Annotated in this window: 18 protein-coding genes; 8 read left to right on the forward strand and 10 right to left on the reverse strand. The window is 65.6% G+C overall.

Going from position 1 to position 15,923, the window contains the following annotated elements:
* The first annotated feature begins 117 nt into the window (after positions 1–117).
* Positions 118–2,904 carry an EAL domain-containing protein gene (locus tag RTQ83_RS00275; protein ID WP_312510508.1) on the forward strand — a complete coding sequence of 929 codons (2,787 nt, stop codon included), beginning with the start codon at positions 118–120 and terminating at the stop codon, positions 2,902–2,904.
* 178 nt (positions 2,905–3,082) lie between these two features.
* Positions 3,083–3,307: a hypothetical protein gene (locus tag RTQ83_RS00280; RefSeq protein ID WP_312510509.1), complete on the forward strand. Its 225-nt coding sequence runs from the start codon at positions 3,083–3,085 to the stop codon at positions 3,305–3,307.
* A gap of 27 nt (positions 3,308–3,334) precedes the next feature.
* Here the strand turns inward: RTQ83_RS00280 and RTQ83_RS00285 are convergent, their stop codons facing one another.
* Positions 3,335–3,706: a hypothetical protein gene (locus RTQ83_RS00285; RefSeq protein WP_312510510.1), complete on the reverse strand. Its 372-nt coding sequence runs from the start codon at positions 3,704–3,706 to the stop codon at positions 3,335–3,337.
* Between the two features lie 64 nt (positions 3,707–3,770).
* Positions 3,771–3,908, reverse strand: coding sequence for a hypothetical protein (locus RTQ83_RS00290; RefSeq protein ID WP_312510511.1), 138 nt, complete (start codon positions 3,906–3,908; stop codon positions 3,771–3,773).
* A 209-nt stretch (positions 3,909–4,117) separates the two neighbouring features.
* On the opposite strand from RTQ83_RS00290, the gene RTQ83_RS00295 reads away from it, so the two are divergent.
* Positions 4,118–4,321, forward strand: a complete 204-nt coding sequence (locus RTQ83_RS00295) for a hypothetical protein (protein ID WP_312510512.1) — start codon at positions 4,118–4,120, stop codon at positions 4,319–4,321.
* Positions 4,322–4,378: 57 nt separating this feature from the next.
* On the opposite strand, the gene RTQ83_RS00300 is transcribed toward RTQ83_RS00295, so the two are convergent.
* Entirely contained in the window at positions 4,379–4,570 is a 192-nt protein-coding gene (locus tag RTQ83_RS00300; RefSeq protein WP_312510514.1) for a hypothetical protein, read from the reverse strand.
* 143 nt (positions 4,571–4,713) lie between these two features.
* Complete coding sequence (locus tag RTQ83_RS00305; RefSeq protein WP_312510516.1) at positions 4,714–4,917, reverse strand: hypothetical protein; 204 nt, start codon at positions 4,915–4,917, stop codon at positions 4,714–4,716.
* Between the two features lie 152 nt (positions 4,918–5,069).
* On the opposite strand from RTQ83_RS00305, the gene RTQ83_RS00310 reads away from it, so the two are divergent.
* Entirely contained in the window at positions 5,070–5,972 is a 903-nt protein-coding gene (locus RTQ83_RS00310) for an alpha/beta hydrolase (RefSeq protein WP_312510518.1), read from the forward strand.
* Position 5,973: 1 nt separating this feature from the next.
* Here the strand turns inward: RTQ83_RS00310 and RTQ83_RS00315 are convergent, their stop codons facing one another.
* Positions 5,974–6,279 carry a 2Fe-2S iron-sulfur cluster binding domain-containing protein gene (locus tag RTQ83_RS00315; protein WP_312510520.1) on the reverse strand — a complete coding sequence of 102 codons (306 nt, stop codon included), beginning with the start codon at positions 6,277–6,279 and terminating at the stop codon, positions 5,974–5,976.
* A 107-nt stretch (positions 6,280–6,386) separates the two neighbouring features.
* On the opposite strand from RTQ83_RS00315, the gene RTQ83_RS00320 reads away from it, so the two are divergent.
* The gene (locus RTQ83_RS00320) at positions 6,387–7,433 is read left to right on the forward strand and encodes a L,D-transpeptidase (RefSeq protein ID WP_312510522.1); all 1,047 of its coding nucleotides are present in this window, start codon (positions 6,387–6,389) and stop codon (positions 7,431–7,433) included.
* A 42-nt stretch (positions 7,434–7,475) separates the two neighbouring features.
* A complete protein-coding gene (locus RTQ83_RS00325; RefSeq protein WP_312510523.1) occupies positions 7,476–8,180 on the forward strand; it encodes a M23 family metallopeptidase in 705 nt (234 codons plus the stop codon).
* Here the strand turns inward: RTQ83_RS00325 and RTQ83_RS00330 are convergent.
* From RTQ83_RS00330 to RTQ83_RS00350, 5 genes are all read right to left on the reverse strand, one after another.
* Entirely contained in the window at positions 8,152–10,035 is a 1,884-nt protein-coding gene (locus tag RTQ83_RS00330) for a M4 family metallopeptidase (protein WP_312510524.1), read from the reverse strand. The genes RTQ83_RS00325 and RTQ83_RS00330 overlap by 29 nt on opposite strands.
* Before the next feature lie 172 nt (positions 10,036–10,207).
* Positions 10,208–10,852, reverse strand: a complete 645-nt coding sequence (locus RTQ83_RS00335; RefSeq protein ID WP_312510525.1) for a hypothetical protein — start codon at positions 10,850–10,852, stop codon at positions 10,208–10,210.
* An 11-nt stretch (positions 10,853–10,863) separates the two neighbouring features.
* On the reverse strand, positions 10,864–12,048 hold the full coding sequence (locus RTQ83_RS00340) for a zinc-dependent alcohol dehydrogenase (protein WP_312510526.1): 1,185 nt from the start codon (positions 12,046–12,048) through the stop codon (positions 10,864–10,866).
* Between the two features lie 170 nt (positions 12,049–12,218).
* Positions 12,219–13,097 (reverse strand): neutral zinc metallopeptidase, encoded by an 879-nt coding sequence (locus RTQ83_RS00345; RefSeq protein ID WP_312510527.1) that lies wholly within the window; start codon positions 13,095–13,097, stop codon positions 12,219–12,221.
* Between the two features lie 21 nt (positions 13,098–13,118).
* Positions 13,119–13,307, reverse strand: a complete 189-nt coding sequence (locus RTQ83_RS00350; protein ID WP_312510528.1) for a hypothetical protein — start codon at positions 13,305–13,307, stop codon at positions 13,119–13,121.
* Positions 13,308–13,497: 190 nt separating this feature from the next.
* Here RTQ83_RS00350 and RTQ83_RS00355 point away from each other — a divergent pair, with 190 nt between their 5' ends.
* Positions 13,498–14,439: a class I SAM-dependent methyltransferase gene (locus tag RTQ83_RS00355; RefSeq protein WP_312510529.1), complete on the forward strand. Its 942-nt coding sequence runs from the start codon at positions 13,498–13,500 to the stop codon at positions 14,437–14,439.
* 437 nt (positions 14,440–14,876) lie between these two features.
* Positions 14,877–15,920, forward strand: coding sequence for a GTPase (locus RTQ83_RS00360; RefSeq protein WP_312510530.1), 1,044 nt, complete (start codon positions 14,877–14,879; stop codon positions 15,918–15,920).
* Positions 15,921–15,923 lie beyond the last annotated feature (3 nt).

A 15,923-nucleotide genomic window follows, 5' to 3' on the forward strand; every position in this document is an offset into this window, starting at 1 on the left:
TGTGACACACTGGCGCGCATTAATGCCTACCGGCAAGCTTGTTCATGCCAGCAATACTGGGACCGGTAGTCGAACCGACATTATTTGCGCTACCTTCCCACTGGACGACCGAACACGATGCCGAGCCGCCTGCCTAGACACCTGACTCGCGCGGCATTCCTGACGCTCGGGGGCGGGCTGGTCGCTTCCTGCGCCCTGTTCCTCGGCGTCAGCAGCCTCGAATACCGTAACCTGGCACTCGCCTTTGCCCAGCGCGCCGACGCGCGCGTGGCCGCCGTCAGCCAGGGCATGAACCAGGCGGTCGAAGTGCTGAGCGTGACCAACCAGCTGTTCGCCGCCAGCGAGCCGGTGGGACGCGAACGCTTCGCCGATTTCACGCGCGCGCTCGGCCAGCGCCACGGTTTCATCCAGTCGTTCAGCTTCCACCGCGTCACGTCCCAGGGACCGAACGCGGCCGCGCAGCACCATGACGCCGATTTCTTCGAGCCGCTGGCCGTTAGCAGCGCCATCCCGCGCGTCGGTCCGTCCCACCATGAAGCGGTGCTGAGCGCCCTGGCGCTGGCGCGCAGTTCGCGCCAGCCCGCCGCCAGCACCTTGTTCGCACTGGCGCCGGGAGCGGACGGTGCAAGCGCCGGCCCCGGCTTCGAACTGGTGATGCCGGTGCTCGACAAGCAAGGCAAGCTGGTGGGCGACACGGGAGTCGTGATCCGCGGCCAGGAACTGGTGCGCGCCTCGCTGGGCGGCGCCGGCCTGCTCGACAGCGACGACGTGATCGTCTCGGTCTATGCCGGCGACCAGGCAGCGGCCGACACCTTGCTGCTGGCCACCGGCCACGCCGCGCCCGACAGTGCCAATCGCGGCAACTGGCTGGAGCGCTGGCTGGCGCCCGGCCACCCCGGCTTTTCCAGCACCGTTCTGCAGGCCGGCGGCCGGCCATGGCGCATCGACGTCGCCGCCACGCCGCGCCCGTTCCTGCCCGACCACATGGGTTCGAGCGCGCTGCTGGCCAGCGGCATCCTGGTGACGCTGCTCGGCGCCGCCTTCATGCAGGCCTCGGGCCGGCGCGCGCGCCAGGTCCAGCAGCTGGTGCGCCAGCGCACCGCCGACCTGCGCCTGTCCAACCGGCGCCTGATCGAAGACATGGCCGCGCGCGAGCGTGCCGAAAAAGCGCTGGTGCAGAGCGAGCAGCGCTTCCGCCAGCTGGTCTCGATGTCGTCCGACTGGTATTGGGAACAGGACGCGCAGATGCGCTTCACCATGATCACCGGCGGCTTTACCGAAAAATCGGGCGTGGCGGTGCAGGGCCTGTTGGGCAAGACGCGCTGGGAATACGTGCCCGGCCTGCTCGACAGCGACGAGGGCCGCGCCCACCTGGCGGCGATGCAGGCGCACGAGCCGTTCGCCAACCTGGAATACCGCATTACCGACGACCGCGGCGACACGCGCTGGTTCTGCGTCAACGGCCAGCCGATGTTCGACGACAACGGCCGCCTGCTCGGCTACCGCGGCACCGGCAGCGACATCACCGAACGCAAGCTCACCGAGCAGCGCGTGCACCATGTGGCCCAGCACGACGTGCTGACCGGCCTGCCGAACCGCTCGCTGCTGCAGGACCGCCTGGGCCAGGCGATCGCCTATTCGACCCGCAATGGCCGTCCGGTGTGGGTCATGCTGATCGACCTCGACCGCTTCAAATTCGTCAACGACAGCATGGGCCACAAGGCCGGCGACGTGTTGCTGGTGACGGTGGCGGCGCGCCTGCGCTCGTCGCTGCGCGATTCGGACACGGTGGCACGCCTGTCGGGCGACGAGTTCGTGGTGATCCTGTCCGAGCACAGCGAAGAGCCATTGTCGCCGGCGATCGTGCAGCGGGTGATGGATGCCGTGGCGCAGCCGGTCCTGCTCGGCAACAAGGAATTCTTCGTCACCTGCTCGATCGGGGTTGCGGTGTATCCGAGCGAAGGCACCGGCAGCGAGAACCTGATCGAGCATGCCGACATCGCCATGTACCGCGCCAAGAAGATGGGCCGCAACAACTTCCAGTTCTATACGCCGGCCATGAACGAGGAATCGCTGGAGCGGGTGCGCATCGAAGGCGCGCTGCGCAACGCGCTCGAACGCGACGAGTTCGTGCTGCATTATCAGCCGCAGGTGGACCTGAAGAGCGGCCAGATCGTCGGCATGGAGGCACTGATCCGCTGGAACCATCCCGAGCTGGGCATGGTGCCGCCGAACCGCTTCGTGAGCGTGGCCGAGGAAACCGGCCTGATCGTCCAGATCGGCGCCTGGGTGATGCGCACCGCCTGCGCCCAGAACAAGGCCTGGCAGGATGCCGGCTACCAGCGCCTGCGGGTGGCGGTGAACCTGTCGGCGCGCCAGTTCGGCGCCAGCGACCTGCTGGCCAGCCTGGAATCGGCCCTGAACGAGACCGGGCTCGATCCGGCCTGCCTCGAGATCGAGCTGACCGAAAGCCTGTTCATGAGCGACGTCACGCCGGCGGTCGAACTGCTGCACCGGATGAAGGCGCTCGGCGTGAACCTGTCGATCGACGACTTCGGCACCGGCTATTCGAGCTTCTCTTACCTGTCGCGCTTCCCGATCGACGTGCTCAAGATCGACCGCTCGTTTGTCTCGGACATCACGGTCGATGCCAACGACGCCGCGATCGTGACCTCGATCATCGCGCTGGCGCACAACCTGAAGCTGGCGGTGATCGCCGAAGGGGTGGAGACGGCCGAGCAGCTCGACTACCTGCGCAGCCATGGCTGCGACGAGATGCAGGGCTATTACTTCAGCCGTCCGCTACCGGCGCACGAGTTCGAACAGCTGCTGCGCGAGCGGCGCGCCCTGGCCTTGCCGGCGTTGACGATGGAATCGGTGGAAGCCGCTGCAGAAGCGGCGTGAAGCAAGCCAGCGCGGCGCCAGTTGCCGCCGTCGTACCGCGCTGACAGGCATCCTGCGGCGTGGCCGCAGCAGTTCAGCAACACTTATTTGCCAAAAACATTTCTATGGCCAATCCAACATCGTTGGCCGTACAATGTCCGTGCCTCTTTTGCAACCTCCGGAGACTCGGACAATGAACATGAACGACATGCGTGACCTGGCGCCGGGCGCCGTCAACGCAGCGCGCTCTGCCTCGCGGCGCCAGCGCATCGACCACCGCACGCGCGACCTGGTCAACCAGGCGGTGGCGTCGGTGCCCACACTGGGCCTGCAACGCGCGGCCGAGTTCCTGGCCACCATGAACGTGCCGGCGGAAGTCGCGGTGCGGGTGCTGGTCTATCCGGATCGCCGCCGCGCCAACTGAGGCTCACCAGGCTGGCGGCTTGCCGGCTCAGCCGCGCGTGTTCTGCTGTTCGATGTCGGCCAGCGATTCGCGGCCTTTGTCGGTCAGGGCGTAGCCGCCGGTCTCGATCGGCATCACGTGCGACTTGCGGCTCAGGAAGCGCAGCACGTCTTCGTCGACGTGCACCGTCGGGTCGAGCGCCAGCGCGCGCAGGCCGGTCACGCAGCGGCGCAGGAACAGCAGCTCCAGGCCTTTCTCGGTCAGCGTCAAACGGCCGTCGCGACCCTTGCTGGCCAGCTTGATGCCGCACAGGCGCTTGGTATTGCGCCCGACACAGGCGGTGGCCAGGTCTTGCTTCGTGCCGCGCCGGATCAGTTCCAGCGCATCGTATTCGTCCGTCGTCAGCTTTTCGTTTTTCATTACCGCGTTTACAGTGCCCAAAGGGCGACATGGTACCTGTCACCCGGCCCCGCGGCAAGTTGGCTTAGCGCAGTGACCGTAGCGCCAGCCAGCCGAGACCGGCGCTGGCCGCCAATCCCACCAGCAGCGCCAGCTGCGCGCGGCGCGTTGCGAACAGCGGGCTGCGGCCCAGATAGATCTTGTTGTACAAAGTCGAACCCATCGTCTCCTCCTGTTGTATGCCACAGGCTCATTATAGAAATCGCATTGTTGCGCTTGTGTGACAGGGAGCACAGCGCCCGACAGCTGCAACCCGAATACAACACCTTCGCGGCGATTCTTAGTCTCTGTCCGACGCAGGCCTAGCGCGCGCCGGAACCGGGGATGGCCTGTTACGATGATACGACATTGACAACTTTACCGGAGCACAGCATGAACCAGCCGACACCCAACGTCGATCCCAAGAACAAGGGCCGCGCAATGTACGACGAAGCGGATATCGGTAGCGGCGAGAAATCCCCGGGACAGCACGAGACCGATGAAATGATCCGCGGCATTCCACCGCTGCCGCCGTCGAGCGGCGAGGCCGGCGATGCGCAGGAAGACAAGCAGGGAGAGAAGACGAGCGGCGCCTGACGCGGCGCCTCGTTACAACATGTCGCCGGCAGCTGACAAAGTGCCGGCGTAGCCGCGTCAGCCGACGCGCATCGGCGGTTCCGGCAGGCGCGGCTCTTCGACCGGTGCGTTGACCGGATCGGGCACGTCGTCCGGCACCGGCGGCGTCGGATGCGGCGGCGTCGGATCGTTGGGCGATTCCGGATCGGGCGTGGAGTGGGCGCGCAGTGCACCCGGGCGGGCTGGGTCGTACGAATGAAGCTGGTTCATGGTGGGCCTCTCAGGTTGGACGCGCGCCGCGCCGGGCCATCAAGCGCTCGAGCGGTACGCGAGGACGTGGAAGGCAACGCTTTGCCTGCGCTGCTGCCTGTCGAATTGCGGCGGGCAGGCACCCGCCGCGCCGGTCATGCCGGTCAGTGATTCTGCTTCTGCTTGGCACCGCCGCCGGCACCTTCGCCGGTGCCGGCCTTGACGCGCGACTTCTGCTCATGGCTGCTCTTGTCGGCCTTGCCGGCGCTCTGCTTGGCCTTGTCTTCTTCAGACAGATTGGCCGACTGCTTGTTCTGGCTGCCGCTGGAACTGTTGGCGCTTGAACTCTTGGACTTCGCATTGCTCATGGTATGCCTCCTGTTGAACATGGTACGTCGGGTGCAGCCTAGCATGGTTCCCGCAGGGCCGGATTTCAATTGTGCGGACCGGGCAGCAGCATTGTCCCAGCGCTGCACGCCTCGGCTATAGTGTGATCTTCGATCGCTTTTATCCGCCCACCATGCGCCTGCCTCACCTGCTTCTAAGCGCCCTGCTCGGCTGCGCGCTGCACCTTCCCGCCACCGCCGCCCCGATGAAACTCGCCGACTACCTCGCCCTCACCGGCCCTCAGCCTTCCGCCACCGTGCGCTATGGCGCCGCGCCTTCGCAGTACGCCGAACTGTTCGTGCCGGCCGGCAGCGGACCGTTCCCGGTGGCGGTGCTGGTGCACGGCGGCTGCTGGACGGAGGAGTTCGGCGGCATCACCCAGTTGCGCAATATGGCCGGCGCCCTGGCCGCGCGCGGCATCGCGGTGTGGAACGTCGAATACCGGCGCGTGGACGAAGACGGCGGCGGCTATCCCGGCATGTACCTCGACATGCACGCCGCGCTCGATACGCTGGAACAACAGGCGTCGCGGCACAAGCTCGACCTGACCCGCATCGTCGCGGTCGGCCACTCGGCCGGCGGCCAGCTGGTGCAGTGGATCGCGGGCCGTTCGCGCATTCCGCAGGACAGTCCGCTGTACCGGTCCCGGATGCTGAAGGTGGAGCGCATCGTCAGCCTGGGCGGCCTGGCCGACCTGCGCAATGAAGCGGCGCTGATCAAGACCAGCTGCGGCCGCGACAGCGCGCAGCTGGCCGGCACGCCGACCGCGTCGCGACCCGACGTATTCGCCGACACCAATGCCGCCGAACTGATCCCGAACGGCAGCCGCACCTGGCTGGTCACCGGCGCGCTGGACACGATCTCGCCGCCGCGCGTGGCGCACGACTACGCGCGCCGCGCCCAGGCGGCCGGCGACCGGGCCGAAGTCGTGATCCTGCCGGACGCGAGCCACTACGACGAAGTCGCCGCGACTTCTCCGGCCTGGCCGCAGGTATTGAACGTGATCGAGCGCGCGCTCGACCTGCCCGCCCGCTGAATCAATCGAAGCTGACGTGCCGCGCCAGCGGCGCTTCCAGCACCACGTCTTCACAGGCGACGGCGACGCAAGGCAGGATATAGCCTTCGCGCTTTTCGTCGAACGATAATCCCGGCCATTCGATCAGGTGACGCACGCTGCCCGCACTGACGCGGCAGATACAGGTGCGGCAAGTGCCGTTGCGGCACGAGTTCGGTATGTCGAGTCCGGCGGCTTCGAGCGCGTGCAGCAGCGTGACGTCGGCGGGCGCGGCAAAGCCGGCGCCGAGCGGCGTCAAGGTAACGGTGTGGATGGTCGGATCAGGCATGATGCGCAAGATTGTAGCGCTGATACATGAGTTCGTTCTCGCACAGACCCGCCTTGCATGCGTCACTACGCTGGAGTCTCCAGAAGCAATAAGCAGGAGGCAACACGATGAAAAAAACGACCGCACTCACCCTGATCGCCGCCCTCGCCGGCGCCGTGCCGACCGCCACGCTGGCGCAGCAGATGCAGCAGCAGCCCCTGCAACAGCAGCCACAGCAGCAGCCGCAGCCGCAAACCACGATGCAGGCGATCACCGGCAACGCCCCGAGCGTCCCGGGCGCCGTGCAGGATCCCGCCATCGCCGAGCAGGCTGAATTCGAACGCCTGCTGCGCGCCCAGGTCGTGCTCGAGCGCATGTACCTGTCGCCGGGCGAAATCGACGGCGCCTACGGCTCGAACATGCGCCAGGCCCTGAACACCTTCCAGCAGACCCGCAACCTGCCCGTCACCGGCAAGCTCGACGACGCCACCTGGAACGCCCTGAATGCCGACGCCACGCCGACCCTGGCCAACTACACGCTGACCGACGAAGACACCGCCGGCCCGTTCGAGCCGGTCCCCGACACCATGATGGGCAAGGCCAAGCTGAAAAAGCTCGGCTACGCCACTCCGGCCGAAGGCCTGGGAGAAAAATTCCACGCCAGCCCGGCCCTGCTCCAACGTCTGAACCCGGGCAAGAACCTGGGCCGCACGGGCGAACAGATCGTGGTGCCGAACGTGCACGGCAAGGCGCCGCTGCCGCCGGCCGCCAAGGTGGTGGTGCGCGACAGCACCAAGACGCTGCAGCTGCTCGACGCCTCGGGCCAGCTGCTGGCCCAGTATCCGGTCTCGACCGGCAGCAGCCGCGATCCACTGCCGATCGGCAACTGGAAGATCGAAGGCGTGCACGCCAATCCGGTCTATCACTACAACCCGAAACTGTTCTGGGATGCCAAGGCCGGCGACAGCAAGACGCAGATCCAGCCCGGCCCGAACAATCCGGTCGGCGTGATGTGGATCGACCTGTCCAAGCCGCACTACGGCATCCACGGCACCCCGGTGCCGGGCCACGTCGGCAAGACCGAATCGCATGGCTGCATCCGCCTGACCAACTGGAGCGCGGCCGAGGTCGGCGCGCTGGTGGCCGCCGGTGTCGACGTGGTCCTGCAAAAATAAACCATTTAACTTGATGAGCGCGGCGGCGCCGGAGGAAACGCGATGAAAAAGCTGATGATCTTCGTGGTGGGGCTGCTGGTCGGGGCCGGGGTGCTGTTCGTGCTGCTGGGCCGGGTGCCCGACGATGCGCCGCCGCCCGAGATCATCACCGCCGACACGCCGGCCACGCCTGGCGTTCCGGCCTATGCGATCGATGGCCAATTGCCCCCGGCGCCCGTGGTGGAACCCGACCTAAGCGACGCCGAGCTGCCGCTGCGCCCGGACGCGCCGGCTGGCGGCGCCATCGCATCGACCACGGCACCCTCTTCCGCCACGCCGGCCGGCAAGCTGCTGGTGCCGGTGCAAGGCATCAAGGCCGCGCAGCTGAGCGACACCTTCGACCAGGCACGCGGCGAGCAGCGCCGCCACGAAGCGCTCGACATCATGGCACCGCAAGGTACGCCGGTGATCGCCGCGGCCGACGGCAAAGTGGTCAAGCTTTTCCAGAGCAAACCGGGCGGGCTGACCGTGTACCAGTTCGATCCGACCGAACAGTACGCCTACTACTACGCCCACCTCGACCGCTACGCCGAGGGTGTCACCGAAGGCAAGGAACTCAAGCGTGGCGACCTGGTCGGTTATGTGGGCGTGACCGGCAACTCCGATCCCAACGCGCCGCACCTGCACTTCGCACTGGTGCAGCTGACGCCCGAAAAGCAGTGGTGGAAAGGTACGCCGATCAATCCCTATCCGCTGATGACGGACTGAGGGACGAATTGAGCGCGGTAGCGCGCACCCGGCGCATGGTCGATTCGACCGGAGCGCCCGGCACCGGTTCGGATACGAGTTCGTCGACATCGGTGCCGACGTTGATCGCGGCATACGCACGCCGCACCGCGATCGCTTCACGCCCGCCCGCCCCATACAACTGCTCGGCCGCCTCGATCATCTTCGCACGCGCATCGGCATAGTTGGTGCTGCTGGTAAAGCGCGTGCTGCTGGCGTTGAACCAGATCCGGTAGGCACTGTCCAGGCCGATGCCGGTCATCGCCGCCGGCTTCGCCGTCAGGTAGCTGCTGTAGGCTTCATGGTCGCTCTCGGCGCGCGAGCCCTGGGCCAGGAAATAGAACATCCGGTTATTCGGCCCGCTGCTGTAGTGCACGTCGAGGCGGCGCAGTTCGGTGCTCCAGGCGTCCGGGCTGCGCCCGTCGCGGCTCGGCTTGGCCATCCAGCGCAGCGGTTCGCCGTCGCGCGCGATCTCGCTGCCCAGCATCCAGTCGTTGCCCAGCGCCGGCAATACGTCGCCCTTGCCGCCGGCGCGCGCATAGGCTTCCACCGCTTCGCCGGCGATGTCCGAACTCGATTCGTTGAGGCCGCCCGACTCGCCCGAGTACACCAGGTCCGACGTCGCAGCCGTGACGCCATGCCCCATCTCGTGGCCCACGACGTCGATCGCGCCGAGGTTGGTGAAGAAGGTGCCGTCGCCGATGAACATGCAGCGGCAGGTGTCGCTGTAATAGGCGTTGTCGTAGCCGCGGTTGACGTGGACCGCGATGTGGGTGGCGGTGTCCTGCCCGTCGAGCGAGTGCCAGCCGAGCACGTTCCTGAGCATGTCGTAGGTGTTCATCAAGCCCCACATCGCGTTTACCGCCGCCGTCTGGCCGTTGGGCGCAGTGGTGCTCGAGCCTTCGACGAACTGCTTGCCGTCGCCCCAGGTGTTGCTGCTGTTGCTGTACACCTTGCCGGCGCTGATGCCATGGTTGGCGTTGGTGATCGCCATCGCGCCGAAGGCGCCGCCCTTGCCGCGTTCCGGATCGAGCATCTGGTAGACGCCGTTGGCCAGCGTGGTGCTGAGCGGCACCTCGCCGTTGTACTGGCTGTGGCCGATGCCGGTCACGGTCTGCACCATGCTCCAGCGCGCGATGATGCGCCCGTCGAGCGCGCTGACCACGACGTCGAAATACTGCGGCTGTTCGCCGCTGCGCATGCGCAGGCGCACCAGCCAGGCCAGTTCGTAACGGTCGACCGTCTCGACCAGGTCCAGTGCGTTGAGTTCGCCCGCGGCCTTGGCTTCGGCGCCGGGCGCGCGCTGTTCTCCCATGTGCGGATAGATCAGCAGTTCGGCGCGCGGCGCCACCACATTGACGGCGCCAAGGGCGATGGTGCCGCGCGCCGCGGCGATCGCGGCCGCGCGCCTGACGGCGGGCTTGACGTCCGGCTCGATGCCGGGCGCGCTTACCGCGCCGGCCTGCTTGCCCAGCCTGAGCCGGCGCGGCGACGCGCTCTCGGACACGATCTGGCGCTTCTGGTCCAGCACCACCACCGACTCGGAGCCGAAGATGCGCAGGCCCTTGTACAGGTGCGCCACGCGCAGCACTTGCGTGCCCTGCACGCCCGGATGCTGTGACTGCAGCTTGTAGCCGTGTGCGGGATCCAGGCCGATCGCGGTGCGGCGCGCGGCCAGCGCATCGAGCACCGCCGTCTGCGTTTTGGCGTCCAGCCGCAGCGGCGCGCCCATGGTCGGGCCGGCGGGAGCGGCAACGGCGGAAACCGGTGCGCACAACGGCGCGCACAGGATGGCGGCCGCGAGCAGGGCCGTGGTGAAGCGCTTGGTGGGATTCATCTCGTCTCCAGCCGGTGTGCCGGGCCGGGTGGCGCCGGTCATCGACCATGATGGACGAGCTATCGACAGAGGATTTGCTTGAGCGCAATACTCAGATATAAGCCCCAGATGCAACAACGCGCCGCCCGGATCGGGCGACGCGTTGCGGTATCACACGCTCAGCTGGCGCGGATCAGCGATAACGGCTGCGATGGTGGCGGTGACGGCGATGTTCTTCCTCTTCGTCGCGGCGCTTCATCAGGTACACCGCCGCACCGACCAGTGCGGCGCCGACAGCGACCTTCTTCACCAGCCCGGCCGGGTTGTGCTTGAGCTCGGCCTTGATGCCCATCTCGCCCAGGATGTTGGGAATGTGCCCGCGCGCCAGGTCCTGGCCGATGCCTTCGACCATGTTGACGCGGTCGGCCAGGATCAGCAGCAGCCAGTGGCGCACATCGTTTTCGCTGAGCTTGAAAGCGCCGCGCCGGATCATGCCCGACAGCCCGGACGGCGGCTGCACCGAGCCGTGCAGCGGGGTCATGCCGGGACGCTCGGTCGAGACCAGCACCTCGACCTTCTGCTCCTGCGGCACCGGATCGCTCTCGGGTGCGTTGATGAAGCGCGGCGGGGTGCGTTCCATCGGCACGCCGGGGCGGTCCTTGCGGTCGAGGTCGGCGCCCCAGCCCTGGATGTGCTGCAGCTGGTCGCGGGTCGGACGGCGCGGCGCGATGTGGCCGTGCACGTGGCCGACGTGGCCCTGGCCGTCGTGCTCGCCCGGAGCGTGGTGGCCGTCGTGGTGGTCGTTGGCTGCCGAACTGACGTCGTTACGTGTTTCCATGTTCTCTCCTCTCAATTCGCTGCGCTGGCCTGCACGGCGCGCACTTCATTCGCGCGCGGCGGGATCAGGACGGTCTTGATGCAATTGTCGAGCTTGCTCGAGAAAATGTGATACGCATCCGACACTTCTTCCAGCGGCACACGGTGGGTGATGATCGCCTTCGGATCGATGCGTCCGGCGCGGATGTGTTCGATCAGGCGCGGCAGGTGGCGGCGCACGCTGGCCTGGTTCATGCGCATCGTCAGGCCCTTGTTCAGCGCATTGCCGATCGGGACCGCGTTGAAGGTCGGGCCGTACACGCCGACGATCGAGACGTTGCCGCCCTTGCGCACCGAGTTGATGCACCAGTGCAGCACGGTGGCCGAACCGGCCTGCATCATCGTGTACACGCCGGTGATGGTCTGCATGGTGTTGCCGGCGGCCTCGCACCCGACGCAGTCGATGCAAACGTCGGCGCCCATCCAGTCGGTCATCTTCTTGATGTGCATCGCCATGTCCTTCACTTCCTTGAAGTTGATGACTTCGCACTGGGCATAGCGCTTGACGAACTCGAGCCGGTATTCGACATGGTCGACCACGATCACGCGTCCCGCGCCCATCAGCCAGGCCGACTTGGCGGCGAAGATGCCGACCGGGCCGGCGCCGAACACCACCACGGTGTCGCCTTCCTTGATGTCGCCCATCTCGGCCGCCTGGTAACCGGTCGGCAGCGCGTCGGTCATCAGGACCGCGTCGTCGTCGTGGATATCGTCGGGAATGACCATCGGGCCGACGTCGGCCATCGGCACCCGCACGTACTCGGCCTGGCCGCCATCGTAGCCGCCCGCCGTGTGCGAGTAGCCATAGATGCCGCCCACCGCCGTGGCTTGTGCATTCGTGTTGTGGCAATTGCCGAACAACTCGTGCTGGCAAAAGAAGCAGGAACCGCAAAACAGGTTGAACGGCACCAGAACCTTGTCGCCCACCTTCAGCTTCTGCACGCCGGAGCCGACCTCTTCCACCACGCCGATGAACTCGTGGCCGAAGGTGTGGCCGACACGGGTGTCGGGGACCAGGCCATGGTACAGGTGCAGGTCCGAACCGCAGATGCAGGCCCGGGTGACGCGCACGATGGCGTCGCCCGGGTGCTCGATGACCGGATCGGGCTTGTGATCGGCGCGGACGCGGTACGGCCCGCGGTAATTCATTGCCAGCATAAGTCCTCCTCTGTAGGGATCGATTAGCGAAGCCCGCCGCATTGACGAGCTGATATGACACAAAGTTATGTCAAAATTTCACTAATGGCGATACGCGCACGGAAACGAACGCACGTTTTAGAAGACTTTTTTTGCTGTGGCCGCCCGGTTTATAAACAGCCGGAAATTAATTACAGCTGACGTGCTTCAAAGGTGTTACAGGCGGAAACTTCTCCGCTCTCCAGCCCGCGCTGGAACCAGCGCACCCGTTGGGCCGAGCTGCCGTGCGTGAACGAGTCCGGCACCACCACCCCGCGCGACTGGCGCTGCAGGGCGTCGTCGCCGATCGCGCTGGCAGCGTTGAGCGCGGTTTCGACGTCGCCGCTTTCCAGGATCTGCTTTTCCTTGTTGGTGCGCTTGGCCCACACGCCGGCGAAGCAGTCGGCCTGCAGTTCGAGCCGCACCGACAGCGCATTGCCCTGGGTTTCCGAGGCGCGCTGCTGGGCCGCATGGACCTTGTTCGAGATGCCGAGCAGGTTCTGCACGTGGTGGCCGACCTCGTGTGCGATCACGTAGGCCTGGGCAAATTCGCCCTCGACATTGAAGCGCTGCTGCATGGTGCGGAAGAAGCTGAGGTCGATATACACGCTGCTGTCGGCCGGGCAGTAGAACGGCCCGGTCGCACTCTGCCCCCGGCCGCAGGCGGTGCCGGTGCTGCCGTCGAAGATGACCAGTTTTGCGGGCTGGTATTGCGCGCCCTGCTCGCGGAACACCTGGGTCCAGGCATCTTCGGTGTAGGCCAGCGTGGTGCGCACGAACTGCGATTCGCGGTCGTTGGCCGGCGCCTGGCGCGGCTGCGACTGCTGTTGCGAGACCTGCTGCGGCGCGCCGCCGGACAGCAGGCCGAGGATGGTCATCGGGTTGATGCCGAAGATCCAGCCGCCGACCAGGGCGATGACCAGGGTACCGATGCCGATCGAGCGGCCGCCGAAGCCGAATCCGCCACCTCCTCCGCCCTCACCGCGGCGGTCTTCCACATTGTCGCTCTGGCGGTCGCCTTCCCAACGCATAGATTCTCCTTGATAAGCGGGTCAGCGCCCGTGATGCCGTTTCAGGTTGCAGGTATCGAAGCGCTGGCGCGCGTCCTTGATGCGGTCGTCCAGCGGCGCCAGTCCGGCGCGCAGTTCGTCGTGCATGGTGCGCTCGCGGCGCTCGCGCGCGACTTCACGCGCGACGCGCCCCACCGGCGCTTCGTCCTGATCGAAAATGTTCATGCTCATGTTTCTCTCTCGTGTGAATTGACGACTGTTTTCTGCGACTATCTTGCCGCTGTCATTGCAGTATGGACAGACGCGTCTGCCTGCACTGTTCGAGTGATCACATAATGCCCCAAATTCCTCAAATGCAGGCGGATGTTCCATGTACGCCAGCGCACAGATGGAAGCACGGCCACATGCGACGCTCAGGCGCATGAACACTTCCCAAGCCAACGCCCTGCTCGCGCTCGGCCACGCCCTGCGCGCCACCGGTTACCGCTTCATCACGGTAACGCCCTCGACCCACCGCCGCATCAACGGCCGGCCCGGCAACGAGCGCGCGCGCGACCTGCGCGACGTATTCGGCTGGAGCCGCCCGTTCGAGCCCGGCCTGCTCGATCCGGAGCTGCTGGGCCTGATGCGCGAAGCCGGGATCGTGGCCACGGAAAATGAAGGAACCATGCTGCGCTCGACGGTACGCGCCTCGACCTTGGGCGAGACCATCGTGTTCCACTCGGCCTATCCGACGCGCGACGACGATGCCGTGTTCTTCGGCCCTGACACCTACCGCTTCGTCGGCGCCATGGCGCGCGCCTTTGCCTGGAGCGGGGCCGGCGTCAACCGCGCGGTGGACATCGGCTGTGGCGGCGGCGCCGGCGCGCTCACCATCGCGCGCAAATTTCCGAACTGCGACGTGGTCGGCGCCGACGTCAACGACAAGGCGCTGGAACTGGCCCAGGTCAACGCGCGCCTGGCCGGCGCCGCCAACCTGCAGCTGCGCCGCAGCGACCTGTATGACGGCCTGGACGGCGACTTCGACCTGATCGTCTCCAACCCGCCCTTCGTGCTCGATCCGGACGAGCGGCGCTACCGCCACGGCGGCGGCGAGCGCGGCGCTGAACTGTCGCGCCGCATCGTCGAGGAAGGCATGGCACGCCTGCGGCCGGGCGGCAGCCTGATGCTGTACACCGGCGTCGCCCTGTCCGGCCCGGGCGACCATTTCCTGGACAGCGTGCGTGCCTTGCTGGACCAGGCCTGCGTCACCTGGAGCTATGAGGAGCTCGATCCCGACATCTTCGGCGGCCAGCTGGGCGAGCCGGGTTACGAGGATGTGGAGCGCATCGCGGCGGTGTGGCTGCACGCGGTCAAGCGCTGACAGGAACCGCGATCGTGCACTGAAGCAGGCTCGGCGAGGCGGGCGCGTTCCGGTGCTCGGGAGCGCCTCGCGCCGCGCTTGCCCGGATTTACCTGCGTCGCTGCCACCATCGCCGGCCGACCGCCGTCGCCATCCTGCTCGATCCAGCTGCGCCCCCGGATCTGCCGCTGGCATGTCCGACCGGTAAGCACCTCATCCACTTACGCTGGCCGATCCTCTCGTGAATCCTGAAATGGAAAACAGCGCCGCGGCGTCGAGGGACGTAGTGGACGACGTAGTTTGTCGCTTCGCCGGCTACACTCGATATTCAAGCTGAACAGTGCAGGCGTAATACGGCGGCATGCTTTATATCGCCACTATCCGCGACATTGCATATGGGAAATTCGAGTGCTATGCTGTTCTTCTTGACCACTTTTTAACTCTCACCTTTTATCGACATGCGAATTCATAATGACGCACAAAAGATCCGTGACGAACTCGAACAGGAACGTGCCGGTCGTGTATCCGTCGCCCTGTTCGGTCAACCGGGTGCTGGCAAATCTTCCTTGATCAACGCCATCGTCGGCAAGAAAGTGGCACAGGTTGGTGTCGAGACCGACAAGACTGTCAAGCAGGAAGAATACGAGCACAACGGGCTGAATTTGGTTGACCTGCCGGGCTACGGAACCCAGAAGTTCCCAAAGGAGACGTACAGGGACGAGTTCGCGCTCGCGCGTTTCGACCTCTTCCTATGTGTGACAAGCGGAAAATTTCATCAAGCGGATACCGAGCTGTTCCGAGCACTCGATGAGATGAAAAAAGTTTGTATTTTCGTCGTCAACAAACACGACGAGCTGTGGGAAGACGGGGTTGAAACCGCCGAACTGGAGCGACGCAAGCGGGAAGACATTTTCAAGCAGGTTGGCAAGCAGGTGACGGTGATTTTTACGAGTTGCCGCAAGTCATCTGGCCTGGATCAGCTCAATACCGAAATTCTGCGCAACCTGGATGCCGCCAAGCGCGAACGCTGGTTACGCGGGGCCAAGGCGCATAGCGTGAAATTCTTGAAGCAGAAACGCGAAGCTGCGGAAAAGTATGTCGTGGTCGCAGCCGGAGCCTCCGCCGCCAATGGGTTGAATCCGATTCCAGGCGCCGACATCGCGGTCGATTTGTCAGTCCTGATGAAACTGTTCATGGAACTGCGCGAATGCTTCGGCTTGAGCGACAAGGTGCTCAATTCCCTGAAGGAGTCCGCCATCCCGACGGTTAGCTCGGTGGCCAATAATGTGGTTCGCTATGCAGCCAAGGAAGGAATTCTGCTGTTGTTCAAACAGTTTCTCGGTCGCCAGACCTTGAAGACAATTTCCAAATACGTTCCCCTGATCGGCCAGGCGATCGCTGCCTCAGCGGGCTTCGGTATTACTTATGCCGTCGGCAATAGCTATCTGGACGACTGCTATACGCTTGCCGAAAAAATCCTGCAAGACGAACTGGAGCGTTGATCC

Source organism: Massilia sp. (assembly GCF_031995545.1).
In the GTDB taxonomy this organism is placed as follows: domain Bacteria; phylum Pseudomonadota; class Gammaproteobacteria; order Burkholderiales; family Burkholderiaceae_D; genus Telluria.

What these genes read in the sequence shown, in the direction of transcription:
- RTQ83_RS00275 (WP_312510508.1), top strand. Translation starts at nt 118, where the DNA reads ATGCCGAGCCGCCTGCCTAGACACCTGACTCGCGCGGCATTCCTGACG.
- RTQ83_RS00280 (WP_312510509.1), top strand. Translation starts at nt 3,083, where the DNA reads ATGAACGACATGCGTGACCTGGCGCCGGGCGCCGTCAACGCAGCGCGC.
- RTQ83_RS00285 (WP_312510510.1), bottom strand. Translation starts at nt 3,706, where the DNA reads ATGAAAAACGAAAAGCTGACGACGGACGAATACGATGCGCTGGAACTG.
- RTQ83_RS00290 (WP_312510511.1), bottom strand. Translation starts at nt 3,908, where the DNA reads ATGGGTTCGACTTTGTACAACAAGATCTATCTGGGCCGCAGCCCGCTG.
- RTQ83_RS00295 (WP_312510512.1), top strand. Translation starts at nt 4,118, where the DNA reads ATGAACCAGCCGACACCCAACGTCGATCCCAAGAACAAGGGCCGCGCA.
- RTQ83_RS00300 (WP_312510514.1), bottom strand. Translation starts at nt 4,570, where the DNA reads ATGAACCAGCTTCATTCGTACGACCCAGCCCGCCCGGGTGCACTGCGC.
- RTQ83_RS00305 (WP_312510516.1), bottom strand. Translation starts at nt 4,917, where the DNA reads ATGAGCAATGCGAAGTCCAAGAGTTCAAGCGCCAACAGTTCCAGCGGC.
- RTQ83_RS00310 (WP_312510518.1), top strand. Translation starts at nt 5,070, where the DNA reads ATGCGCCTGCCTCACCTGCTTCTAAGCGCCCTGCTCGGCTGCGCGCTG.
- RTQ83_RS00315 (WP_312510520.1), bottom strand. Translation starts at nt 6,279, where the DNA reads ATGCCTGATCCGACCATCCACACCGTTACCTTGACGCCGCTCGGCGCC.
- RTQ83_RS00320 (WP_312510522.1), top strand. Translation starts at nt 6,387, where the DNA reads ATGAAAAAAACGACCGCACTCACCCTGATCGCCGCCCTCGCCGGCGCC.
- RTQ83_RS00325 (WP_312510523.1), top strand. Translation starts at nt 7,476, where the DNA reads ATGAAAAAGCTGATGATCTTCGTGGTGGGGCTGCTGGTCGGGGCCGGG.
- RTQ83_RS00330 (WP_312510524.1), bottom strand. Translation starts at nt 10,035, where the DNA reads ATGAATCCCACCAAGCGCTTCACCACGGCCCTGCTCGCGGCCGCCATC.
- RTQ83_RS00335 (WP_312510525.1), bottom strand. Translation starts at nt 10,852, where the DNA reads ATGGAAACACGTAACGACGTCAGTTCGGCAGCCAACGACCACCACGAC.
- RTQ83_RS00340 (WP_312510526.1), bottom strand. Translation starts at nt 12,048, where the DNA reads ATGCTGGCAATGAATTACCGCGGGCCGTACCGCGTCCGCGCCGATCAC.
- RTQ83_RS00345 (WP_312510527.1), bottom strand. Translation starts at nt 13,097, where the DNA reads ATGCGTTGGGAAGGCGACCGCCAGAGCGACAATGTGGAAGACCGCCGC.
- RTQ83_RS00350 (WP_312510528.1), bottom strand. Translation starts at nt 13,307, where the DNA reads ATGAGCATGAACATTTTCGATCAGGACGAAGCGCCGGTGGGGCGCGTC.
- RTQ83_RS00355 (WP_312510529.1), top strand. Translation starts at nt 13,498, where the DNA reads ATGAACACTTCCCAAGCCAACGCCCTGCTCGCGCTCGGCCACGCCCTG.
- RTQ83_RS00360 (WP_312510530.1), top strand. Translation starts at nt 14,877, where the DNA reads ATGCGAATTCATAATGACGCACAAAAGATCCGTGACGAACTCGAACAG.